Source organism: Streptomyces sp. NPDC048751 (assembly GCF_043198595.1).
Classification (GTDB): domain Bacteria; phylum Actinomycetota; class Actinomycetes; order Streptomycetales; family Streptomycetaceae; genus Streptomyces.
In genome coordinates this window covers 154,136-176,959 of sequence record NZ_JBICUX010000002.1, presented here as the reverse complement: position 1 = coordinate 176,959, position 22,824 = coordinate 154,136, and the positions used below count along the sequence as shown (strand labels likewise).

Genomic DNA, 22,824 nt, shown 5'->3' with positions numbered 1-22,824 from the left:
GAGGGTCGTACGTGCGCAGCGCGCAGACCTGTGCCCTGATCACACGTGTCCGTCAGCGCGGACAGTGGTGGATCTTGGGACTCCGGTTCGGACTTTACGTCAACTTGGCACGGATGTCTCTCCCGGAAGAGTGATAAGAATCCGGCAACCTCGCTCGGATTCAGCCACTCCGATCCGGCCCCCGTGCAGATCCACGGCCCAGCGGGCGATCGCCAGACCGAGCCCCGTACCGCCGTCACTGCCCGGCCCGTGCGGCCGGCGCACCGCGCCCCGGTTGAACCGCTCGAACACGCGGTGCCACTCCGACCTGGGGATGCCGGGGCCCTCGTCCAGGACTTCGATGGCCAGCGACTCCGGCTGCGGCCCGCGCCGCGCCTTGACCGTCACACGGCCGTGCGGCGGGCTGTGCTTGACCGCGTTGTCGATCAGGTTGGCGACCACCTGGTGGATGCGCTCCGGATCGGCGTGCGCGGTCAACTCCGGCGGGGAGACGTCCAGGTGCAGATGGACGTCGGTACGGGTGTGACTGCCGCCCGAGCCCATCGTCGCGCGCGCGGAGGCGACCATGTTGGCCTCCTTCAGCACGCCCGAGAGATAGGGCCACACCTCGAAACGCCGCTTGCGCAGCGGTACGACGCCGTTGTCGAGGCGGGAGAGGTCGAGGAGCGTCTCCACGAGACGCCCCAGTCGCTCGGTTTGCTTGAGGGCCGTGCGCATGGTCTCGGGGTCGGCCTCGGCGATGCCGTCCACGACGTTCTCCAGGACGGCGCGCAGACCCGCGATGGGCGTGCGCAGCTCGTGCGAGACATTGGCCACGAGCTCCTTGCGCTGGCGGTCCTGCGCCTCCAGCTCGTCGGCCATGGCGTTGATCGTCTGGGCCAGGTCACCCAGCTCGTCCCAGCGGTTCTCCCGCACCCGGCGGGTGTAGTCGCCGTGCGAGATGGACCGGGCGACCGTGTTCATCTCGTCGAGCGGGGCGGTGAGCGAATGCGCCACGAACTGCGTAATGAGCAGTGTGGCGATCATCGAGAAGACCGTGATGAAGCGCAGTTCCGTCTTGGTGTGCACCGCGATCATCGACAGACCGGTGGTGATCAGCACCGAGATGACGACGAGCGCGCCCAGCTTGGTCTTGATCGAGAACGGGCGTACGCCGCCCCAGGGCTCCCCGGGGCTCCTCCGTGCGGCCGACCGCCCGTCGCTCATGGAGTCGGGGTCTCCAGCGCGTAACCCACGCCGTGCACCGTACGGATGCGCTCGGCGCCGATCTTCCGGCGCAGCGCCTTGATGTGGCTGTCGACCGTGCGGGTGCCGGAGGCGTCCGCCCAGTCCCACACCTCCGCGAGGAGCTGCTCACGGGAGAGCACCGCGCGCGGGGTGTTGGCCAGGCAGACCAGCAGGTCGAACTCGGTCGGCGTGAGGTGCACGTCCTCCGAGCGCACCCGCACCCGGCGCTGCGCGTGGTCGATCTCCAGTTCGCCGAGCCGCAGGATCCCGCTGCGCGGGGTGGTCGCGGCCAGCGCGGCCCGCTCCACGCGGCGCAGCAGGACGTGCACGCGCGCGGCCAGCTCCCGCATCGAGAAGGGCTTGGTCATGTAGTCGTCGGCGCCGACACCGAGCCCGACCAGCATGTCGGTCTCGTCGTCGCGCGCGGTGAGCATCATCACCGGCACCGGACGGGCGGCCTGCACACGACGGCAGACCTCCAGGCCGTCGAAGCCGGGCAGCATGATGTCGAGGATCAGCAGATCGGGCTGCCATGCCTCTGCGGTGTCGACGGCCGCCGGACCGTCGCCCGCCGTTTGCACGAGGAATCCCTCGGCGCGCAGTCGGGCTGCGATGGCGTCGACGATCGTCGGGTCGTCCTCGACCACCAGGACTCGCCGCTGCGCGCCCGGGGTCGCCGTCGTCGTGCCGTTGTGGGAGGTGTGTGTCTGCTCCATCGCCCGCCCCTGAGTGTGCTTTCCGGAACCAGTGGGGTGATTCCTCGGTCTGCGCATGGTTGCGATTGACGCTTGAATGATCCGCGTCAGGGGAGCAGCGTACGGGGAGGCACCGTGGCTTTGCTATCCAGGGTTTACGGCAACGTGCACGACGTCGGGAACGCCTCGGGCAACCGGGATCTCTTCGGTACGCACCTGTTGGAACCCGGCATTCCTCAAGGTTCCCTCGAAATCCGGCGACGGCTGTGCCGACCACACCGCGAGCACCCCGCGCGGTCTCAACGCCCTTGCGCAGCTTGCCAGTCCGGCCGGACCGTACAGCCCGTGGTTGCCGTCGGTGACGGTCCAGTCGGGCCCGTTGTCGATGTCCAGGCACAGCGCGTCGTACGTGTCGCATCTCTCATTGACGAAATCGAGCAGGTCCGCTTCGACGATCTCCGTGCGCAGGTCGGCGAGGGCGTCGCGGGACAGCGCGGACAGGGGGCCGGAGCGGTGCCAGTCGATGACGGCGGGCTCACGCTCGACGACCGTGATCCGTCCCCAACGGGGGTCGGCGGCGGCATGGGCGAGGGAGAAGCCGACGCCTAGCCCGCCGATCAGGACATGCGGTGCGGCCCGTCCGTCCAGGGCGTTCAGGGCGGCGTCGACGAGTAGACGTTCCGAGCGGCCGTCGGAGGTGTCCATCAGGAAGCAGCCGTTGGCGATGATCTGGAGCAGCTCGCCGTGCCGGCGCAGTACGACCTCGCCGTACGGGCCCTCACGACGGTCCAGCACTTCGGGAATGTCGTAAGCGGTGGGCATGCGCTCATCCTGACACCGATGTGACGGACCGTTGAAGGAATTAAGACGCTGGTGAGCGCGGGCTGGGAACTCGCTGTGAATCGGCCTCCGGGTGGCGTCGGTCACAGACAGGCGGTTCGTGCGGCGCGAAGGGTGGTGGGGCGAACGGAAGGAGCGCTTCACCTTGGAACGGACTGTGCGGGCCGACGCGTCGACGCCCGCGCCCCAGCCCCGCTTGGACGGCATACCGAGCCAGCGCGGACCGGTGGGGAGTGCGACCGCCCTGCCCCGCACGGTCGCTGTCGTCCCGTCCGAGGCGCCGCGCGTCCGTGTCCGTCGTGTCCCGCGTCCGTGGCGCCTGCTGCCGACCCCCACCGGCACCCCGTTCACCTTCGCCTACGTCGCCGTTCTCGCCGTCACCTCACTTGTCGCCGCACACGCCGGTCCCGCACTCGTGCACGCCCTCTACCAGGGGTCCAGTACGGATGTGGTGCACCTGGTGCGCACGCCGGTGCTGGTGCTGGTGGGGAGCGCGATGTGGATCGCGGGCGGGGTCCTCTCGCCGTACGCGATCGGGCTCCTCCTCGTCCTGACCGTGCTGGAGCGGCGGATCGGCGGTGCGCGCACGGCCGCCGTCTTCCTGCTGGGGCACGTCCTGGCCACCCTCGCCACCGAGGTTCCGGTGGGCATCGCGGTGCTCGTCGGTCACCTGCCCGAGAGCTCCCTGCACCGCCTCGACTACGGCGTCAGCTTCGGTGTCGCGACGAGTGTCGGCGCCCTCGCCGGCCTGCTCACGCCGCGGCTGCGGTGGCCTCTTCTGGCCGCGGTCGGCTGGACGCTCGTCTCCGACCTCGTCGCCTTCACGGACCCGATGACCAACTGGGGCCATCTGATCTCGCTGGGCATCGGCGTCGCGGTGTGGCCGCTGGTCCGGCGGTGGCGCGACGCCCACACCGCTGTCCGGGCCCTGCGGGTCGCAGGCCGCTGAGGCGGCTCCGGCGCCACGTCGAGGGCGTGCTCGTAGCCGATGACCGAGCGCTTCACCGTGCCGTCACCGCAGGCGACCGTGACCCGTACGTCCCGGCCGCTGCCGTTGCGGTACAGCAGGCCCCGGCCGTGGCCGTCCGGGTGTCGATCCACATGCCGCGGAGGGAACGATTCGCCATCTCGCGGTGCTGAAGGGGAGACGACAACAGGCATCGGCCGTCCCGGACACCGTCGGACCTGCGATTGCCGGGTGATCGCTCAGAGCGAACGAGGGTTGGGGAACATTCGAAAGCCCCCAAGCATTGAGTCGGCATAACTCAACTTGACTGCCAAAGGGGAGATCATGGCTGCTGAGTCCACGCCGTTCACACCGCTCACCCTGCCCGTGCTGCCGCTCGACGACGAGGTCGTGCTGCCCGGGATGGTGGTTCCGCTGGATCTGAGTGACGCCGATGTACGTGCCGCGGTGGAGGCCGCCCAGGCCGCCGCCCGCTCGGAGCCGGGCAAGCCCAAGGTGCTGCTGGTTCCGCGCATCGACGGGACCTACGCGAGCACCGGCGTCCTCGGCACCGTCGAGCAGGTCGGACGGCTGGCCGACGGTGACCCGGGCGCCCTGATCCGCGGCCGAGGCCGCGTGCGCATCGGCGCCGGGACGACCGGGCCGGGCGCCGCGCTGTGGGTCGAGGGCACGCGGATCGACGAGAACGTGCCCGAACCCCTGCCGGGCCACGTCGCCGAACTGGTCAAGGAGTACAAGGCCCTGGCCACCGCCTGGCTGCGCAAGCGCGGCGCCTGGCAGGTCGTGGACCGCGTCCAGGCCATCGACGGTGTCTCCGCCCTCGCCGACAACTCCGGTTACTCGCCCTTCCTGACCGTCGAGCAGAAGGTCGAACTGCTCGAGACCGCCGACCCGGTGGCCCGCCTCAAGCTCGCCACCCAGCAACTGCGCGACCACCTCGCCGAGCAGGACGTCGCCGAGACCATCGCCAAGGACGTCCAGGAGGGCGTCGACAAGCAGCAGCGCGAGTTCCTCCTGCGGCGCCAGCTGGAAGCCGTGCGCAAGGAACTGCGCGAACTCAACGGCGAGAGCGACGGCGAGGAGTCCGACGACTACCGCGCCCGCGTCGAGGCCGCCGACCTGCCCGAGAACGTCCGCGAGGCCGCCCTCAAGGAGGTCGACAAGCTGGAGCGGTCCAGCGACCAGTCCCCTGAGGGCTCCTGGATCCGCACCTGGCTCGACACCGTCCTGGAGCTGCCCTGGAACGAGCGCACCGAGGACGCCTACGACATCCAGGGCGCCAAGGCGGTGCTCGACGCCGAGCACGCGGGTCTTGAGGACGTGAAGGAGCGGATCACCGAGTACCTGGCGGTGCGCAAGCGGCGCGGCGACCGTGGGCTGGGTGTCGTCGGAGGGCGGCGCGGCGGTGCCGTGCTGGCGCTCGTAGGCCCTCCGGGTGTCGGAAAGACGAGTCTCGGCGAAAGCGTGGCCCACGCCATGGGCCGCAAGTTCGTCCGCGTCGCCCTCGGCGGCGTGCGCGACGAGGCCGAGATCCGCGGCCACCGGCGTACGTACGTCGGCGCGCTGCCCGGCCGGATCGTGCGCGCGATCAAGGAGGCCGGGTCCATGAACCCGGTCGTGCTCCTCGACGAGATCGACAAGGTGGGGTCGGACTTCCGGGGCGACCCGGCCGCGGCCCTGCTCGAGGTCCTCGACCCGGCGCAGAACCACACCTTCCGCGACCACTACCTGGAGGTCGAACTCGACCTCAGCGACGTCGTCTTCCTCGCCACCGCCAACGTCCTGGAGGCCATCCCGGAGGCCCTGCTCGACCGTATGGAGCTGGTCCGCCTCGACGGCTACACCGAGGACGAGAAGGTCGTCATCGCCCGCGACCACCTGCTCCCGCGTCAGCTGGAGCGGGCGGGCCTGGACAGGGACGAGGTGACCCTCGACGAGGGCGCGCTGCGCAAGCTGGCCGGCGAGTACACGCGTGAGGCGGGTGTGCGCAACCTGGAGCGGTCCATCGCGAGGCTGCTGCGCAAGGTCGCGGCCCAGCACGAACTCGGCGAGCGCAAGCTGCCGTTCACCATCACGGACGGCGACCTGCGCGCCCTGATCGGCCGACCGCACCATGTGCCGGAGTCCGCCCAGGACCCGGCCGAGCGGCGGACGTCGGTGCCGGGCGTGGCGACGGGCCTCGCGGTGACCGGGGCGGGCGGTGACGTGCTGTACGTCGAGGCGTCGCTGGCCGACCCCGAGACGGGCGCGTCGGGACTGACGCTGACGGGCCAGCTGGGCGACGTGATGAAGGAGTCGGCGCAGATCGCGCTGAGCTTCCTGCGCTCGCACGGCGCCGAGCTGGAGCTGCCGGTCGGTGACCTGAAGGACCGGGGCGTGCACATCCACTTCCCGGCGGGCGCGGTCCCGAAGGACGGTCCGAGCGCCGGCATCACGATGACGACCGCGCTGGCCTCGCTGCTCTCCGGCCGCCTGGTCCGTACGGACGTCGCCATGACCGGCGAGGTCTCGCTGACCGGCCGGGTCCTGCCCATCGGCGGGGTGAAGCAGAAGCTGCTCGCCGCGCACCGGGCCGGGGTCACCACCGTGATCATCCCCAAGCGCAACGAGCCCGACCTGGACGACGTCCCGGCGGAGGTCCTGGAGAAGCTCGACGTCCACACCGTCACGGACGTCCGCCAGGTCCTGGAGCTGGCGCTGGCCCCGGTCACGAACGGCGCGGCGCCGGAGGTTCCGGTGGCGGCGTGACGGACGCCCCCGGATGAGGCGGAGCCCGGGCCCCGTGAGGGAGACCCGGGCCCTGCCGTGCCCGCCCGAGCGGGTGAACGGGCCCGTGCGCCGCCATTGGTCCACTCCTGCGAAATACTGGCGGAGCCGCGACGGCGACCGGACAGGTCCTGGGTGCGGCAGGATTTCGCGGAAGAGCGGGAAACCGGATCAGGGGTGCTGACGTGCACGAGGACGCAAACGTGGACGCGAACGTGGACCAGGAGTTCCTGTCCCTGGAACGGGAGCTGACCGTCCTGCTGCGGCGTGCCCGGGCCAGCCAGGGTGAGATGGCCCGCGAGGTCCACCCGGACCTGGAGTCCGCCGCGTACGGGCTGCTCGTCCGGCTGGAGGAGTGCGGACGCCAGCGCGCCACGGAACTCGCCAGCTACATCGGCGTCGGCAAGGCGACCATGTCCCGCCAGCTGCGCGCCCTGGAGGAGCTCGGCCTGGTGACCCGCGAGCCCGACCCGGCCGACGGGCGGGCCTGGCTGGTCGACCTCACCCCGGAGGGCCGCTCCCGGGTCGGCAAGGTCCGCGAGGCCCGCCGCGCCCGCTACGTCAGCAAGCTTTCCCACTGGGACCGCGGCGAGGTCGCGGAACTGGCCCGGCTGCTGCACGAGCTGAACCGGGGCATGGAGAGGTAGCCCAGAGGTAGCCCACCGGGCGGGCTTCCCCCGGCGCCGGCTCACAGCTCGACGTACACCACGCTCGCGTCGTCGTGGGTCTTGGCCCGGCCCAGGAACGCCCGCTCCTCACGGTCGGCCCGCTCCAGTGCCCGTACCCGGTCCACCAGGGCGCCCGCGCCCTCCTTGCGGACGAAGGTGAACAGGTCCGTCCAGTCGCCCTCGCGGAACGTCTCCACCCAGCGCGTCGCGCCGTCCGACAGGCCGGCCAGGGCGCGGACCTCGGCGCGGGGCAGGACACCGGTGACCGCTCGGCCGGCCACCGCGGGATCCGCGGCCGCCGTGAAGAACCCGCCCTCCTTGTTGCGGAGCGTGGCGTCGATCACGGCGTCCGAGCGCAGGGCCGAGCGGGGCAGCCGGGACAGGCGGTCGTCGAGGACCGGCCTGATCAGGCCGTCGGGGGACTCCAGCAGCAGGGCCGCGTCGGACAGGACGAGGTACTCGACGGTGTCCGGGGACCAGCGGGCGACGGCCACGGTGGCCTGTGGGGTGCGTGGGTGAGAAAGGTCACAGGTTTTGGCGTGTGCTTCGGAGGTACGCGCGATGGCGCGAGCCAGGGCGTCGGACAGAGGAACATCCGTGAGTGAAACGGTCAGTTCGGTCAACGCCCCACCGAGGCGCGCTGTGTACCAGGGGACCGAATGCAGACAGCCCGTTCCGCTCGACGGCGGCGTCACACCGTCGAGGACGACGAGCGAACCGCCCTGTCCGGAGGCGGGCAGTCCGACACTCGCGAAGTCCTCGTTGGGGCACGCCCTGACGCCGGGCTCCGACACAAGTTCCGTTCGCATCCGGCCAGTCTGCACGAGGTCTGCACAAGGTCCGCAAAAGGTCGGCATCGGACGCCGTACGGGCGCACCGAAGCAGGTCAGGCGCCCGGTTTGAGGCGGAATGCTGCGCTCCGGGAAGGCGTGGCGGCGAATACTGTCAAAGCCCGTCGCCCACGTCCAACCGGCAGGCCGAGCACGGCAGTCGCACACGCCGGAGAAACTTGCCCGCCAACTCTCCTTGGATGTTCACTCCTTCGGGTGGCGGGTCAGGTGATGCGCGACCACTGCCCATCGGCGCTGGGAGGGTCGGGGACCGGTGGGGCCCCCTGCTCCGACGACGCCGAGAGCGCGGGGGAAGGCGTACGCAGCAGTTGACGAAAAGTCACCCCGTCCCATGGGCACACGAGTCAGGAATGCGAGCACCGGTGCAGAAGACGCGGCCGCGGCGCACAGGCAGGCAGACGGCCCCCGAAGGGGGCGCGGAGCGCACCCCCGTCGGCAAGGGCCGCCCCACCCACGTACGCAACCGGCTGATCGTCGCCGTGGCCGTGGTGGCCGCCGCCATCGCCGGGGCCGGAGCCCCGTCGGTCCTGGCCGCCTCCGGGGAGCTCAAGGACTCCCAGGACCTGGTGGTTCTCGCCGAGCAGACCCAGGACGCGCTCGCCCTGGCCCACTCGCTCGCCGACGAACGCGACGAGATCACCTCCTACATCGCGGCCGGCCGCGTCAAGTCCGAGGCACCCTCCGAGCAGCGCGGCGCCCGCGTCGACCGGCAGGTCGAGGAGATGCGCGCCGACCCGGACACGCCGGCTGCGGTGCGCCAGGACCTCGACGCGATCGCCTCCGTCCGCAGGTCCGCCCTCACCGGCAAGGACACCGCCCTCGAGGCGCACCAGGCCTACTCCGCCACCATCGCCGCGCTGCATGGCCTCGCCGAGCAGCTGGCGGCCCGGATGCCGCCCCGCGCGGGCTCCGGCACGTACTCCCTCGCCGAGCTCGACGCGGCCGTGCAGCAGTCCGCCGCCGCCCGCGGACTGCTCCTCGCGGCCCTCAACGTGCCGACCAGCAAGCAGACGGTCGTCAACCCCGTCACCGGCGTCGCGAGCACCGAGGTGGTCTCCTCCGAGGCCGACACCAAGCAGCGCGACGCCCTCAGCGCCGCCGCCCAGCAGGCCCGGCTGCGCTCCGACGCCGCCCTCGCCGACTTCCGGGACAGCGCGCCCAAGGCGGCGGTGACCTCGTACGACTCCACGGTCACGGGTTCCGACGTGCAGTCCGCCGACCGGTACCTCGCCTCCCTCACCGACCAGCCGCAGCTGAGCGACGACGAACTCGGCACCGACCCCAAGAAGCTGGACGAGGCCCTGTCCGCCCGCGTCGACGCGATGCGCGGGGTGGAGTCGTCGCTCTTCGACCACCGCACCAAGGACCTCGAGAAGCTGCGGGACGACGACGTCACGGCGCTGGAGATCCGGATCACGGCGCTGGGCGTGCTGATGCTGGTGGCCGTCGGCATGGCCACCGGCATGGCCCGCAGCCTCACCCGCCCGCTCGCCGTCCTGCGCCTCGGCTCGGCCCGGCTGGCCGCGGCGGAGGACCCGGTGGCGGAGGAGCCGGTGAAGTTCACCGGCCGCAACGACGAGTTCGCCCAGGTCGTCCGCTCCGTCAACGCCCTGCACGCGCACGCCACCGCCCTCCACGAGCGGGTCACCACCCTGGAGGACGACCGCAAGCACCTCGTCGGGCAGCGCCAGAAGATGGCCGACGCCCGCGAGGAACTGCGCGCGGAACTCAGCGACTCCGCCGCACAGCTGGAGCGGCTGCGGGGCAGCATCGGCGGTACGTTCGTCAACCTCGCCCTGCGCACGCTGGGACTGGTCGAGCGGCAGCTCGCCGTCATCGAGAACCTGGAGGAGCGCGAGCAGGACCCCGAGCGCCTCGCCACGCTCTTCAAGCTCGACCACTTCGCCACGGTCATGCGCCGGCACAGCGAGAACCTCCTCGTGCTGGCCGGTACGGAGCATGTGCAGCAGAGCGCGGGTCCCGTGCCGCTGGTCGACGTGGTCCGCGCTGCCGTCAGTGAGATCGAGCGCTACGAACGCGTGCGCATCGCCGCGCTGCCGCCGCACGCGCACATCGCCGGGTTCGCCGCGGACGACCTCTCGCACCTGCTGGCCGAACTCATGGAGAACGCGACGTCGTTCTCCCCGCCCGACCTGCCCGTCGAGGTCTCCGGCTGGTTGCTGGAGAACGGCGAGGTCATGCTCTCCGTCCAGGACGAGGGCATCGGGATGGCGGGCGACCGCCTGACCCGCCTCAACACCCGCCTCGCCGAGTTCGACCCGGAGACGCCGTACGACCAGGAGGGCGAGGAGGGGCTCGGCCTCGGCCTCTACGTCGTCGCCCGCCTCGCCCACCGCCACGGTGTCCGCGTGCAGCTGCGCGAGCAGAAGCAGGGCGGTGTCGCCGCGGTCGTCGTGCTCCCGCAGTCCCTCCTCGCGGCGGCCCCCTCCGCCGCGGTCCCCTCCTCGTCCTCCTCACCCCTCGCCGGTACGACCCCCGCCTTCTCCCTTCCGGGCGCCGACGCCGAGGCCAACTCCAACGTCCTCCCCGGCCGCACCACGAGCGGCGACCCGCTGGTCAGGCTGGCGGAGCAAACGGTGCGGGACGCCGACGCGGCCGACGCGGAGTCCTCCGGGGTGGCCGAGGAGGACGTACGGGAGTCCGAGGGGACTGCCGGGGCCGAAGGGGCTCTTCCCGAGCTTGGAGCCGCTGCGGAGGCGACCGAGGGGGCCGTAGGTGAGTCCCCGGAGGCCGAGGATGCCGTGGAGACGGCCGGGGACGCGCGGGAAGCCGTACCGGAGAAGTCGGAGCAGGGGCAGGAGCAGGAGCAGGAGCCGACGGCGCTCGGTACCGATCCCGAGCCGACCACCGACGCCGAGCCGGAAGCCGCCCCGAGGGCCCCGGAGCGGCCCGCCGAGATGACGATGGAGCTCCTCCTCCCACCCCAGGCATCCACCGAGCCCACCACCCACGAGCAGGACCCGACCGAGGACACCCCCGCCGAGCCCGAGCCTCCGTCCGAGCCCGCGCCTGTCGAGGCCACTGCCCGTGAGCGCAGGGCGGCTCTGCGGGCGGCACTTGAAGGCGCGTCCGGCGAGTCCGCGTCCGCTGGGCCCGCGTCGGGCGCGGGCGAGTCGGCGTGGGCCGCCGGCGAGCCCGCCGAGCCCGAGTCCGCCGAGCCCGAGTCCGCTGGGCCCGTGGCTGAAGAGCCTGCGCCTGTCGAGGCCACTGCCCGTGAGCGCAGGGCGGCTCTGCGGGCGGCACTTGAAGGTGCGTCCACCGAGCCCGCGTCCGCTGGGCCCGTGGCAGACGAGCCTGCGCCCGCCGAGCACACTGCCCGTGAGCGCAGGGCGGCTCTGCGGGCCGCCCTTGAAGAGGCGTCCGGCGAGTCCGCGTCCGCTGGGCCTGCGTCGGGCGCGGGTGAGCCCGCCGAGGGCGTGACGCGCGAGCCCTGGGCAGACACGCGTGCGAGCGAGAACGAGCCCGCTGGGCCCGAGTCCGCTGGGCCCGTGGCGGGCGAGCCGGAGGCCGCCGGGAACACCGCCCGTGAGCGCCGGGCGGCTTTGCGGGCCGCTCTTGAAGCAGCGTCCGGCGAGCCCCGGACCGCTGGGCCCGCATCCGCCGTAGGCGAGGCCGCCGCGTCCGGGTGGGCCGCCGGCGAGCCTGCCGAGGGCGTGGGGCGTGAGTCTTGGGCGGGCGCGCGTGTGAGTGGAGACGCGCCCTCCGAGCACGGGGCCGGGGAGCCAGGCGAGGGCGCCACTCGTGACTCCTGGGCGGCTGCGCGTGCGGGCGAACATGCTCCGACCGAGCCCGGGTCCGGCGAGCCCGCTGAGAGCGCGGCTCCTGACCCGTGGGCGGTGGCTGCGCGTGCGGGCGAACACGCTCCGACCGGGCCCGGGTCCGGCGAGCCCGCCGCGGCCCCCGAGGCCCGGCCCGCTGGGGCCGAGGCCGGTGGGGACACCGCCCGGGAACGTCGGGCGGCTCTCCGGGCGGCGCTCGGAGGAGCGGGTGGGGAGCCCGCGGCCGCTTTCAGTGGGCCCGCTGGGGGCGGCGGGGAAGCCGAGGCGGTGCATGAGCGGGTTCCCGACGAGCCCGAGGAAGTGCTCACCGACAAGGGGCTGCCCAAGCGGACCCCGAAGGTCAACGCGCCTGCCCCGCCGCCGCGGCAGCGCACCGGTTCTGTCGATGCCGAGGCGCTGCGTCGCCGCCTCGGCGGTTTCCGCCGGGGGGCGGAGGCGGGGTACCGCGACGTGGAGGCGGAGATCGCCGAGCAGACCGGCCAGAACCAGGCGCCCCCGGCGCCCGGCGAGGCATCCTCACCCGCACCGCAGCACGCACATGCCGAAGAAGACACGGGGGGCACAGTCGAGGAGGCAAGCAGTTGACCGCGCCCAGTACCTTCGGACTGAGCAGTGAAGCCCGCAACCTGCACTGGCTACTGACGAATCTCGTCGAGGAGGTGCCCGGCATCCAGTCCGTCGCGGTGGTCTCCTCCGACGGCCTGCTCCTCCTCTCTTCCGATGCCGGCCAGAACGCCGACGCCCGCAAGGCGCAGACCGGCAAACCCACCGGCCCGCGCGGTTCCTCCGCCGACCTCGCCACCATCGTCTCCGGCATCGGCAGCCTCACCATCGGTGCCGCCAAGCTGATGGAGTTCGGCGGGGTCAGGCACACGATGGTCGCGATGGACGAGGGCAGCCTCTTCGTGATGTCCATCAGCGACGGCTCCCTGCTCGGTGTGCACGGCTCCGCGGACTGCGACATGAGCGTGGTGGCGTACCACATGGCGCTCTTCGTCGGCCGCGCCGGCCACGTCCTGACGCCCGAACTCCGCAGCGAGCTACGGCAGTCCCTGGAGAACGAGTCGGCGGGGAGCACCCGATGAGCACCGCGCCGAAGAAGCTCCCCACCCGCGGCGGCGACCGCAAGCCCGCCCGCGTCCGCCCCTACTCGCTCACCGGCGGCCGTACCCGCTTCGGCCACGTCCTCCTCGTGGAGACGTTCGTGGCCGCGCTGGAGGCCCCGGAGGAGCGCAAGGAGCTGACGAACGGTTCGCTGAAGACGGCGGTCATGCCGGAGATGCGGGCCATCGTCGAACTGTGCCGCCGTATGCGCACGGTGGCTGAGATCGCCGCGCTGCTGAGGATGCCGCTCGGCGTGGTCCGCGTGCTCCTCAGCGACCTCGCGGACCAGGGAAAGATCCGTGTGTACGGAACCGGGACGGGACACGGCACCGGCCGCCCGGACCGAGCTCTGCTGGAAAGGGTGCTGAGTGGACTCCGTCGTCTCTGACGCCGCTCGTGGTGTCTCCCCCCGCGTCGCACCTCGCGGCGGCGAACCTCTCGTCGAACCCGAGCCCGACGAGACCCTGCAGCCCTGGCAGACGGACCGCACCCGCGCCCCGATCGCCACGAAGATCGTCGTGGCGGGCGGCTTCGGCGTCGGCAAGACCACGCTCGTCACCGCCGTCTCGGAGATCACGCCCCTGCAGACCGAGGCGCTGATGACCGAGGCCAGCGAGGAGGTCGACGACCTCACCGCCACGCCCGGCAAGCTCACCACCACCGTGGCCATGGACTTCGGCCGCCTCACGCTCGACGACGACCTGGTGCTCTACCTGTTCGGCACGCCGGGCCAGCAGCGGTTCTGGTTCATGTGGGACGACCTGGTTCGCGGCGCGATCGGCGCGGTCGTCATGGCCGACACCCGCCGCCTCAAGGACTGCTTCCCCGCGCTGGACTACTTCGAGAGCTGCGGCCTGCCGTACGTCGTCGCCGTCAACCACTTCGACGGCAGCGAGCGGTTCGAACCGGAGGACGTGCGGGAGGCGCTGACGATCCCCGCGCGCATACCTGTCATGATCATGGACGCGCGGCGCCGGATCTCTGTGATCGAGACCCTCCTGGCCCTCGTGGGCCACGCGCTCGACGAAACCCCCGAGTAGGAAGTCCCCCCGCATGCGGAAGATACTCGTCGTCGGAGCCGGCCAGTCCGGACTCCAGCTCGCCCTCGGCCTCCAGTCGCACGGGTACGAGGTCACCCTGATGTCCAACCGGACGGCGGACGAGATCCGCTCCGGCCGGGTCATGTCGACGCAGTGCATGTTCCACACGGCCCTGCAGCACGAGCGTGATCTCCAGCTGAACTTCTGGGAGTCCCAGGCCCCGAAGATCGAAGGACTCGGCGTCTCGGTCGCCGCCCCCGGCTCCTGGGGCGAGGGCCCCGCGGCACGTGCCATCGACTGGGTGGGCAAGCTCGACGGGTACGCCCAGTCCGTCGACCAGCGCGTGAAGATGGCGGGCTGGATGGAGGCCTTCGCCCAGCGCGGCGGCCAGCTCGTCATCCACGGCGCGGCGGTCTCCGACCTCGACTACTTCTCCCGTACGTACGACCTGGTGCTCGTCTCGGCCGGCAAGGGCGAGCTGGTGTCGATGTTCGGCCGCGACGCCGAACGCTCCCCGTACAGCGAGCCGCAGCGCGCCCTCGCGGTGTCCTACGTCCACGGGCTGGGCCCGCGCCCGGAGCACCCGGAGTTCGAGGCGGTCCGCTGCAACCTGGTCCCGGGCGTCGGCGAGCTGTTCGTCATGCCGACGCTGACCACCTCCGGCCGCGCCGACATCCTCTTCTGGGAGGGCATACCCGGCGGCCCGCTCGACGTCTTCAACGGCGTCAAGGACCCGGCGGAGCACCTCTCCCTGACCCTGGGACTCATGGAGAAGTTCACGCCCTGGGAGTACGCGCGGGCCACTCAGGTCGAGCTGACGGACGCCGGTGGCACGTTGGCCGGACGCTACGCGCCGACGGTGCGCAACCCGATCGGCCGGCTGCCCGGCGGGGGTCTGGTGCTCGGTGTGGCCGACGTCGTCGTCGCCAACGACCCGATCACCGGGCAGGGCTCCAACTCGGCGTCCAAGTGTGCGGCGTCCTATCTCGCGTCGATCCTCGACCAGGGGGAGAAGGAGTTCGACGAGGAGTGGATGCGGGGGACTTTCGAGCGGTACTGGGACACGGCGCGGCATGTGACGAAGTGGACCAACGCGATGTTGGCTCCGCCGCCGGAGCACATCCTGAACCTGATCGGTGCGGCGGGGGAGTTGCCGCCAGTGGCGGATCGATTCGCCAATGGGTTCAATGATCCTTCCGACTTTGAGAACTTCTTCTATGAGCCGGAGAAGACGGCGGCGTACCTCGGCGAGGTCACGGGGGCTTAGGGGTTCGTCGCGCTCGACGTCGCCGCCATGGTGCCGGCCATGCCGACAGCTCTTTTCCCGGAGCTGGCCGACTCCCGCTTCCACCGGGCTCCAGGACTCGGGGGCCGCGTTCACCGGGAGACCTGGGATCGCAGGGCTCCCGTGTGATCGGCTGTGCCTGGCGTCAGCGTGCGAACTTTTCGATGGCCGCTGGGGTGACGGGGGTGAAGAAGTTGACGAGGTTGCCGTCGGGGTCGCGGAACAGCAGCGACCGGTTGCCCCAGGGCATCGTGGTGGGCCCGTTGACGAAGTCGGTGACGAAGCCGGTCAGGTTCTGGTGAACGCGGTCCACGTCGTCGACGAGGAACTCGGTGATCACGCTGTGGTTGTCCGCCGGGCGGGCAGAGCCCGGGGCGAACAGCGGGACGGTGCGGGTGCCGGCGATCGCGAGGGTGGCGCCCGGGGTCTTGAGTTCGGCGAAGTCCTCGGTGGCCCACGTCGCCCGCGCCCCTGTGGCTCGCTCGTAGAACTCGACCAGGCGCGCTACGTCGCTGGTGATGATGCGGATCGAGACGAAGTCCATGGGGATCTCCTTGGCTGTGCTGGAGGCGTGCACGTCGCAGGCTAGGAGAAATAGTGGACAGAATCGGTCCAGTATCCGCGTTAGGCTGCGGACATGCCTCGACCGACCGCCCGCGTTCTGACCCTCCTGGAACTGCTGCAGTCGGGCGGCACCCGGACGGTGGCGGAACTCGCCGACCGGCTCGGCGTCGAAGGGCGCACCGTGCGGCGGTACGTGGAGCAGCTGGTCGACCTCGACGTGCCGGTGGAATCGGTGCGCGGTCGCTACGGCGGGTACCGGCTCGCCCCCGGGTACCGCCTGCCTCCGCTCATGCTCAGCGACGACGAGGCGCTGGCCGTACTGCTCGGCCTGGTCGCGGGCCGGCGAGCAGGGCTGACGCCGACGGAGCGCACGGCGAGCGAGACGGCATCGGCGAAGATCCGGCGGGTGCTGCCCAAGCACATCGCCCGTCGGCTCGACACACTTCTGGACGCTCTCGACTTCACCGATCAGCCCGGCGAGTTCGAAACCCCGGACGCCGGACTCCTGCTCACCATCGCTGATGCGGTGCGCAACCACCGACCGGTCTCGATCCGCTACACCGACCGTGACGGGCGGCGCAGCGCACGCACGCTGCACGCGTACGGGATCGTCGCCCATGCGGGCCGGTGGTACGTCACGGGCAAGGACGCCCAGATCGGCGAGGACCGAACGTTCCGGCTCGATCGCATCGCAGACGCGCGGACCCTGCCCGGCTCATTCGAAGCGCCGGCGGGTCCCGGTCCGGCACAGCGGGTGTTGTCAGGGTTCGCCACGGCTGAGTACCGGCATGAGGTGACCTTGCGGATCCGCGGGACGGTTGAGCAGATCCGCGCCCATCTTCCCGTCAGCGTCGCGAGTCTGGAGGAGCACGAGCCCGCGGCCGGCCAGGACCGGGCGACCGAACGCTGGCTGCGCGTCGAGTTGCGGGCGGAGCGGCTCGACTGGTTGCCTCCGGTACTCGCCGCACTCGACCGGCCGTTCGTCATCGAGCGTCCCGATGAACTCCGCGACCTCGTCATCGCGCTCGCCGACCGCCTCACGTCCTACGCCCGCCGACCCTGACAGCGAGGAACCCACTCCCTGGGTACGCCGCCGGGACACACCGCTCAGCAGCCGATCTCGCGCGCAAACTGCGACTCCGTAACCTGCCAGGGCGTACCGGCCGGAGCACTGCGCTGCTCGCCGTCGCAGCTGACTTGCCCGCCTCAGCATGCGCTGAACTGCGGACGCATCGAGGTGCCCGGGCTGCGGCACGCGCTGGCGACGCTGCCGCAGCCCAAGGCGGCGGACAACCGGCCCGGCCGCACCTCGTGGTGCCAGCTGCTGGACGCGGTCCGGCTCGGCCCGGACGACGATGTCGCCGAGGCCACCGCCGTCCAGGTTCGTCGCGTCGTAGCCGACCTGTCAGTCGATGTGCAGGTGCTGGATGCGCCTGTACGGAGCGTCGCCTGTCTGCCCCGCGGTGAAGTACACCCGCTGCTCCACGCCGTCGGCGTCGTTGTAGCTGAACCAGCCGGTGTTCTGCGCGGCGCCCCAGGGGCCCGGCTTCCAACCGGGTATCATCGGATAGTCGAGGTCACCGTGGCCCTCAAAACAGTTGGTGCCGAGGAACGGGGCGACGAAGTAGAACTGCGTGCTGTTGCCCGTGCAGTCGACCCGATGCAGGGTACTCGTCGCGGCACCCGACGGAGCGGCACCGAGCGCGAGCGTGGCGCACGCCGCGGCGGCGATGGCCCCGCCCTTGGCGATGGACATGCGCATGAAGAACTCCTCACTACGATCCGGTACTTACCGGATCAGTCTGGCCACGCCGTCACTGCCCCGAACGCCCCCGGACAGCAAGCTGCCAGCGCGGAACCGCCCCCGTCCTGGATCGGGGGGCCAGGACGGGGGCGGTTGTCAGGAGGCGGACATCCAGCCTCGGTGCAGCCGCCTCGCCCGTGGTCGGACTGTTCGGCACCCAAGCCCCGCGCCCGATGCCTGGTCCAGGAGCGGTACCGCGCAAGCGCGCACCCGTACCGCCGCAGCCGCTTTCGGCGTCCGCTCCACGCAGGGCCGCCGCCAGGCCCTCGAAGCGCCCGGCGCCAGCATCCGCACCTACCAGGGCGTGATCAGCAGGCGTATGGACCGGCATGACCACACGCGGACGCCCGCCGGCAACGCCCAGGGACGCTGTGCGAACTCTGGCACCACCCCCGAGCGGAAGAAGTCGCTCCGCACAGCCATGACGTGTTTGCATCCCCGCGGCGTCACAGGTCAGCGGTTCTGGCAGAGCTTCTAAGAGGGGCGTACTGCTCCCAGTACCGGGTTCGACGCCATCGGGGAGAGCTTGATGTTCTCTCCTGGGCGGGGGGCCTGGATCACCCAGCCCTCGCCTGCGTAGATCGCCACGTGGGTGGCGTCGGGGAAGTAGATGACGAGGTCGCCGGGGCGCAGCTCCTCCAGGGGGATTCGGGGGAGTTGCGCCCATTGTTGTTGGCTGGTGCGGGGGATCGGAGTGCCGGCGTCGGCCCAGGCCTGGGAGGTCAGGCCGGAACAGTCGTAGGACGTGGGGCCCTCCGCGCCCCACTCGTAGGGCTTGCCGAGTTGTCGGACGGCGTAGCGCAGGGCGCGGTCGCCGGCCGGGGACGGGGCGCGGGTGCTGCTGAGCGCGCCGGAGGTCATGAGGGTGCGCTGGGCCTCGGCGACGCCGGTGCGTTCGAGGTCGGCGAGGGCGGTCAGCTGGTCGGTGGTGAGGGAGGCGAGGAGCTTCTCGACCTGGTCGAGACGGGTGCGGACCTGGTCCCGTTCCTTCTTGCGGCGCTCGGTGAGGGTGAGTTGCTCGTCCAGTGCCTTACGGGCCTTCCGGGCGAGGTCGTCGGCCCGGCGCTCGGTGCCCGTCAGCCGGCCCACCGTGTCGGCGCGCTCCCGCGCCAACTGGCCGATGACATGGCCCTGGTCGAGGGCGTGCTGGGGGTCGCGGGCGAGCAGGAGGCGTACGTAGGGGGAGATGTCGGAGGTGCCCTGGTACTGCTGGCGGGCCAGCCGTCCGGCCGCTCGCCTGCTGTCGTGCAGGGAGAGGCGGGCGCGGGCGAGCTCACGGTCCAGCCGGTCGGTCTCGGCACGCTGCCGCTTCAGCTTCTCCTCGGTGGCGTTGTAGGACTCGGTGGCCTGTTCCGCCTCGTGGTACAGCCGCTGAAGGTCCGTCAGCAGCTCGGCCACGGAACGCTCGCCGGGTTCCGGGGCGGCCGCCGCGGACACCGGTGCGAGGGCGAGGTGCGCCGCCACCGCCGCCGTACAGACCAGACGCAGTACCCTTCCTGACACGTCATCACCTCCGGTGCGGGGGAGGCGGTCCCTCCGCCTTCCTCCGCACCGTGAGCATCATGCGGTCGTGCGCGTCGCGCGCGTCGAGCGTGCGCGGTACGGCGCAACGCTGTCACTCGTCCGCGTCGTCCGGCTTGCCGGGCGGCGTGGTGTCCGGCTCGCTGCCGGACGGGGTGTCCGGCTTCGACCAGGGCCACTTCAGGCGGCCGCCCGCCCGTCCCTCGGGGTCGTACTCGTACTTCCATCCCCGGGGCACGCCCAGCTTGCTGTGGCCGCGGGGCGCGCGCCGGTAGACGAGCACGGTGGGCGGACCGCCGGCCGCGTCGGGGACGGGGATGCGGTACGTCTTCGGGGGCTGGCCGGTGGGGCCGACGAGCACGGGCAGGACGCGGCCGTCCATGGGCCCGCCCTCGAAGGGGGTGTCTTCGCTCTTCACGGCACCAGTGTCGATCAGGTCTCGGCGGTGAGCGCACGCCGCACCAGTGCGTCGGTCTGCGGGTCGCGGCGCGCGGTGACGGTGAGCAGGGCGACGAACTGGTCCACGAGCCAGTCCCGCAGCTCGTCGGCGGGCGGCTGCTTGTCCTCGTCCAGCCAGATCAAGGAGGCCGCCTCCACGGCGGTGATCCACATCCGGACGGTCATGCGCAGCCGGGGGCCGGGGTCGGTGATCTCCAGGTGGCTCAGGATGTGCTCGGCGGCGGCCCGCCGCACCCCGTCCACTATGGCGGTCGTCCGGGAGGTCTCCACGACGCTGCCGCCCTGGAGCAGGGCGCTGAAACCGGCGTCGTGCTGGTCGACGAAGGCGAGGTAGCGGTCGAGGGCGCGGCCGAGGCGCGGCAGGAGCGGGCCCTCGCGCGGCTCGTCGAAGCACTGGCGGAGTTCCTCCGCGGCGGACCGCAGGGCGGCCTCGTACAGCTGCTGCTTGCCGCCCGGGAAGTAACGGTAGACCAGCGGCCGTGACACTCCGGCCGCCTCCGCCACGTCGTCCAGCGATACCTCCTCGGGGGCGCGGTGCGCGAACAGTGCGAGCGCGGCGTCGAGAAGCTGGCTGCGCCGCTCCTCGACACTGAGGCGACGGTAGGCGGGAGTGGCGGCGGCGGGGGTCATGACTCGCAGCGTAACCGGCGCACCCGCCCCGACACCCGCGCGAACGGTCCCGGTGCCGTGCGCCGGGCGACGGGTTCAGGCCAGCAGGCCCGACGACCTCCACAGGCGCCGTCCGACTCCCCGCAACACCCCGATGTCGTCCAGGAAGTCGGTGAGCCGCTTGGCTCCCGTCTGCATGACCTCGCGGCGGTGTCCGCTCGCCTGTACCTGGGCCACGGCCTCCCGCTTGTCCAGGCCGACGTTCGTGTAGACCTCGGGGTTGACGAAGGCCAGCGAGAACACCCGGGCGACCTCGCCCGAGGTGATGCGCGTGAACTCCTGGGACCACCTCGGTGCAGTCACCATCTGCCGGCGCAGCTCCTCACGGGCGTAGCGCACGTGCCGGGCCTCCTCCACGACGTGGATCCGCGTCACGCCCCGCACCAGCGGCTGCACGCGCTCGTCGGGGAAGGTGAGCCGCTGCATCCAGTCGAGGACCTCCTCGCCGAGGAGTGTGGCCGTGAAGGACCCCGGAGTGGTGGAGATGGTCTTGAACAGGCGCCCCAGCTGCTGGTGCGTCCGGCTCACCGGGTACCACGGGGTGTCGCCGCGGGAGATCAGGCGCGCGAACATCTTGGAGTGCCGGCACTCGTCCTCGATCTCGGTGAGGGCGTAGCGCACATGGGCGCTCGTGGCGGCCTTGTCGTAGATGTGCCGGACGAGCAGCTGCATCAGGATGATCTCGAACCAGATGCCCAGCGAGGCCAGCGAGGCCGCCTCGTGCCGGGACAGCAGCAGGCGCTGTTCCTCGCCCATCCGCTTCCACAGCGGCGTGCCGTACAGCGACACCAGCTCCGGTGGCCAGAACCACTTGCCCTCCTCCAAGGGCGCGTCCCAGTCGAGCTCCTGGTCCGGGTCGAAGGAGTGCTTGGCGGAAGAGACGAGCAGTCGCTCGGCCACCTGCTCGCGGTCCTTGAGCAGTCCGAGCGCGTCCCGCAGCCCGTCGAGCGCGTCGGCTTCCGTCTGGGTCGTCATGGCTGTTCCACCTCGTCGTACGGGGGCGTTCCGGGTTACCCGCGGTTCACTGGCTCCTTATGAGACTGCTTGTCAGCAAGCTCGTCAATCCCCCGCGCACGACTTGTCGCCCCCGTACAACTCAGGTGTGGGCCGCGCCCGGTTCCGGGACACTGAGCGCATGAACGCCACGCCACACACCGCAGCCCGCCGCAGCCTCGAAGGACTCGCTCTCGGCGACGCGTTCGGGGAGCGCTGGTTCCCGCTCTTCCGCGAGCCGGGCCAGGCGTACGAGGAGGTCCGCGCCCGGCGCACGCCCGAGGAGCCGGAGTGGCACTGGACCGACGACACGGCGATGGCGCTCGGCATCCTCCGGGTGCTCGACGAGCACGGTGAGATCCGTTCGACGGACCTGGCCCGGGCCTTCGCGCTCGGCTACGGCGCCGATCCCGCCCGGGGGTACGGGTACGGCATGCACGAGCTGCTGCCCCGGCTGCTCCAGGAGCCGGAGCGCTGGGCCGAGTTGGCGCGCGGTCTCTTCGGCGGCGAGGGCAGCCTCGGCAACGGCGCCGCGATGCGGGTGGCGCCGCTCGGCGCTTGGTTCCACGCCGATCTCCCGCGCGTCGTCGAGCAGGCGACCCGTTCCGCCGAGGTCACCCACGCCCACCCCGAGGGAATCGCGGGCGCGGTCGCCGTGGCGGTGGCGGCGGCGTTGTCCGCGCGGCAGGAGCTGGACCTGGAGCGGGTGGTGGCGCTGACGCCGGACAGCGCGGTGCGCGAAGGGCTCGTCCGGGCCGCCGAGCTGCCCCTCGCGACCGAACCCTGGAAGGCGTCCGACGTGCTCGGCAACGGGCAGCAGATCAGGGCCGACGACACCGTCCCGTTCGCCCTGTGGTCGGCGGCCCGGCACCCGGCCGACCTGGTCTCGGCGCTGTGGACCACCGCCGAGGGGTTCGGCGACGTCGACACCACGTGCGCCATCACCGGTGGCGTCGTCGCGGCGCGGACGGGAGTCGACGGGGTGCCGGAGGAGTGGCTGAGCCGTCGGGAGCCGCTGCCCGGAAGGGCTCGCAACACGCCTTAGACGGAGCAGCCCAGGTCGTCGGGGACGTCCAGGGCGACCGGCTCTCCGACCCCGGGCGGGAAGGACGTCCGCAGGGTGAAGGCGTACGGGGTCGGGCCGTGGGTGCGCAGGTGCAGCAGGCGGGACTCCGCCTCGGCGACCGTGGGGCGGTGGCCGGCCGGCACCCACCACAGGGTCGCCATCGCCTCCTGCACCCGCTCGAACCACTCTCGGCGGCGGGCCAGCATCTCGCGGTGGTGGCCCTGGTACATGTAGGTGGTCAGGGCGTCGGCGTCCCGCCACACCGACATGTTGATGATCAGCCAGTCGTCGCCGAAGACCGCGATGTCCGTCGCGTCGCCCTCCTCGCTCTGCAGCCGCCAGACGAACCCGTCGGCGTTGTCGGCGTCGGCGTTGACGGGGTCGAGGGCGTCGACGAAGTCCTTCAACTGGGGTGAGTCCAGAGGGGCCTTGAGGCGGGCGAGATTGACCTGGGCGAGTTCGAATGCTGCTGCGGCGTCAGTCATGACCGAACGTTAGGTCGGGC

21 protein-coding genes and 1 pseudogene are annotated in these 22,824 nt (G+C 71.6%); 11 read left to right on the top strand and 11 right to left on the bottom strand.

Translation table 11 applies throughout. The annotated features are described in order from the left end of the window. Nucleotides 1–99: 99 nt before the first annotated feature. From ACGFNV_RS07670 to ACGFNV_RS07660, 3 genes are all read right to left on the bottom strand, one after another. The gene (locus tag ACGFNV_RS07670; protein WP_133927132.1) at nt 100–1,206 is read right to left on the bottom strand and encodes an ATP-binding protein; all 1,107 of its coding nucleotides are present in this window, start codon (nt 1,204–1,206) and stop codon (nt 100–102) included. Continuing rightward, nucleotides 1,203–1,943 (bottom strand): response regulator transcription factor, encoded by a 741-nt coding sequence (locus tag ACGFNV_RS07665; RefSeq protein WP_133927131.1) that lies wholly within the window; start codon nt 1,941–1,943, stop codon nt 1,203–1,205. The genes ACGFNV_RS07670 and ACGFNV_RS07665 overlap by 4 nt, the downstream gene beginning before the upstream one ends. A gap of 123 nt (nt 1,944–2,066) precedes the next feature. Then, on the bottom strand, nt 2,067–2,744 hold the full coding sequence (locus ACGFNV_RS07660; protein ID WP_393620285.1) for a spermidine synthase: 678 nt from the start codon (nt 2,742–2,744) through the stop codon (nt 2,067–2,069). Nucleotides 2,745–2,907: 163 nt separating this feature from the next. Here ACGFNV_RS07660 and ACGFNV_RS07655 point away from each other — a divergent pair, with 163 nt between their 5' ends. The 3 genes from ACGFNV_RS07655 to ACGFNV_RS07645 all read left to right on the top strand — a co-directional run bounded on the left by ACGFNV_RS07655 (nt 2,908) and on the right by ACGFNV_RS07645 (nt 7,142). Continuing rightward, nucleotides 2,908–3,711 carry a rhomboid-like protein gene (locus tag ACGFNV_RS07655; RefSeq protein ID WP_393620283.1) on the top strand — a complete coding sequence of 268 codons (804 nt, stop codon included), beginning with the start codon at nt 2,908–2,910 and terminating at the stop codon, nt 3,709–3,711. A 342-nt stretch (nt 3,712–4,053) separates the two neighbouring features. Continuing rightward, nucleotides 4,054–6,477, top strand: coding sequence for an endopeptidase La (lon, locus tag ACGFNV_RS07650; protein WP_393620281.1), 2,424 nt, complete (start codon nt 4,054–4,056; stop codon nt 6,475–6,477). Nucleotides 6,478–6,680: 203 nt separating this feature from the next. Continuing rightward, the gene (locus tag ACGFNV_RS07645) at nt 6,681–7,142 is read left to right on the top strand and encodes a MarR family winged helix-turn-helix transcriptional regulator (protein ID WP_393620280.1); all 462 of its coding nucleotides are present in this window, start codon (nt 6,681–6,683) and stop codon (nt 7,140–7,142) included. Between the two features lie 41 nt (nt 7,143–7,183). Here ACGFNV_RS07645 and ACGFNV_RS07640 read toward each other — a convergent pair whose 3' ends face one another. Further along, nucleotides 7,184–7,972, bottom strand: a complete 789-nt coding sequence (locus ACGFNV_RS07640) for a hypothetical protein (protein WP_393620279.1) — start codon at nt 7,970–7,972, stop codon at nt 7,184–7,186. Between the two features lie 404 nt (nt 7,973–8,376). Between ACGFNV_RS07640 and ACGFNV_RS07635 the strand changes: the two genes are divergently transcribed. From ACGFNV_RS07635 to ACGFNV_RS07615, 5 genes are read left to right on the top strand one after another with little or no spacing between them, the layout of a single operon-like run. Beyond that, nucleotides 8,377–12,399 carry a nitrate- and nitrite sensing domain-containing protein gene (locus ACGFNV_RS07635; RefSeq protein ID WP_393620278.1) on the top strand — a complete coding sequence of 1,341 codons (4,023 nt, stop codon included), beginning with the start codon at nt 8,377–8,379 and terminating at the stop codon, nt 12,397–12,399. Then, nucleotides 12,396–12,899 carry a roadblock/LC7 domain-containing protein gene (locus ACGFNV_RS07630; RefSeq protein WP_393620276.1) on the top strand — a complete coding sequence of 168 codons (504 nt, stop codon included), beginning with the start codon at nt 12,396–12,398 and terminating at the stop codon, nt 12,897–12,899. Before ACGFNV_RS07635 ends, ACGFNV_RS07630 begins: the two co-directional genes overlap by 4 nt. Beyond that, complete coding sequence (locus ACGFNV_RS07625; RefSeq protein ID WP_393620274.1) at nt 12,896–13,306, top strand: DUF742 domain-containing protein; 411 nt, start codon at nt 12,896–12,898, stop codon at nt 13,304–13,306. Before ACGFNV_RS07630 ends, ACGFNV_RS07625 begins: the two co-directional genes overlap by 4 nt. Then, nucleotides 13,287–13,958 (top strand): ATP/GTP-binding protein, encoded by a 672-nt coding sequence (locus ACGFNV_RS07620; protein ID WP_393620272.1) that lies wholly within the window; start codon nt 13,287–13,289, stop codon nt 13,956–13,958. The genes ACGFNV_RS07625 and ACGFNV_RS07620 overlap by 20 nt, the downstream gene beginning before the upstream one ends. A gap of 13 nt (nt 13,959–13,971) precedes the next feature. Continuing rightward, nucleotides 13,972–15,225: a styrene monooxygenase/indole monooxygenase family protein gene (locus ACGFNV_RS07615; RefSeq protein ID WP_393620270.1), complete on the top strand. Its 1,254-nt coding sequence runs from the start codon at nt 13,972–13,974 to the stop codon at nt 15,223–15,225. 163 nt (nt 15,226–15,388) lie between these two features. Here the strand turns inward: ACGFNV_RS07615 and ACGFNV_RS07610 are convergent, their stop codons facing one another. Continuing rightward, entirely contained in the window at nt 15,389–15,787 is a 399-nt protein-coding gene (locus ACGFNV_RS07610; protein WP_393620268.1) for a VOC family protein, read from the bottom strand. A 93-nt stretch (nt 15,788–15,880) separates the two neighbouring features. Here ACGFNV_RS07610 and ACGFNV_RS07605 point away from each other — a divergent pair, with 93 nt between their 5' ends. Both ACGFNV_RS07605 and ACGFNV_RS07600 read left to right on the top strand, forming a co-directional pair. Then, complete coding sequence (locus tag ACGFNV_RS07605) at nt 15,881–16,870, top strand: helix-turn-helix transcriptional regulator (protein ID WP_393620266.1); 990 nt, start codon at nt 15,881–15,883, stop codon at nt 16,868–16,870. 72 nt (nt 16,871–16,942) lie between these two features. After that, nucleotides 16,943–17,212 (top strand): annotated as a pseudogene (locus ACGFNV_RS07600) (transposase); the annotation flags it as partial. Here ACGFNV_RS07600 and ACGFNV_RS07595 read toward each other — a convergent pair. The 5 genes from ACGFNV_RS07595 to ACGFNV_RS07575 all read right to left on the bottom strand — a co-directional run bounded on the left by ACGFNV_RS07595 (nt 17,213) and on the right by ACGFNV_RS07575 (nt 21,235). Beyond that, a complete protein-coding gene (locus tag ACGFNV_RS07595; protein WP_393620265.1) occupies nt 17,213–17,569 on the bottom strand; it encodes a hypothetical protein in 357 nt (118 codons plus the stop codon). 516 nt (nt 17,570–18,085) lie between these two features. Continuing rightward, nucleotides 18,086–19,114, bottom strand: a complete 1,029-nt coding sequence (locus ACGFNV_RS07590) for an NlpC/P60 family protein (protein ID WP_393620264.1) — start codon at nt 19,112–19,114, stop codon at nt 18,086–18,088. A 112-nt stretch (nt 19,115–19,226) separates the two neighbouring features. After that, the gene (locus ACGFNV_RS07585) at nt 19,227–19,550 is read right to left on the bottom strand and encodes a hypothetical protein (protein WP_393620262.1); all 324 of its coding nucleotides are present in this window, start codon (nt 19,548–19,550) and stop codon (nt 19,227–19,229) included. Between the two features lie 14 nt (nt 19,551–19,564). Beyond that, complete coding sequence (locus ACGFNV_RS07580; protein ID WP_393620260.1) at nt 19,565–20,221, bottom strand: TetR/AcrR family transcriptional regulator; 657 nt, start codon at nt 20,219–20,221, stop codon at nt 19,565–19,567. A gap of 75 nt (nt 20,222–20,296) precedes the next feature. Then, a complete protein-coding gene (locus tag ACGFNV_RS07575; protein WP_393620259.1) occupies nt 20,297–21,235 on the bottom strand; it encodes a diiron oxygenase in 939 nt (312 codons plus the stop codon). Between the two features lie 160 nt (nt 21,236–21,395). Between ACGFNV_RS07575 and ACGFNV_RS07570 the strand changes: the two genes are divergently transcribed. Beyond that, nucleotides 21,396–22,298, top strand: a complete 903-nt coding sequence (locus tag ACGFNV_RS07570; protein ID WP_393620258.1) for an ADP-ribosylglycohydrolase family protein — start codon at nt 21,396–21,398, stop codon at nt 22,296–22,298. Here ACGFNV_RS07570 and ACGFNV_RS07565 read toward each other — a convergent pair. Continuing rightward, nucleotides 22,295–22,804 (bottom strand): DUF3291 domain-containing protein, encoded by a 510-nt coding sequence (locus ACGFNV_RS07565; protein ID WP_393620256.1) that lies wholly within the window; start codon nt 22,802–22,804, stop codon nt 22,295–22,297. The two genes, ACGFNV_RS07570 and ACGFNV_RS07565, sit on opposite strands and share 4 nt — an antisense overlap. Nucleotides 22,805–22,824: the final 20 nt, after the last annotated feature.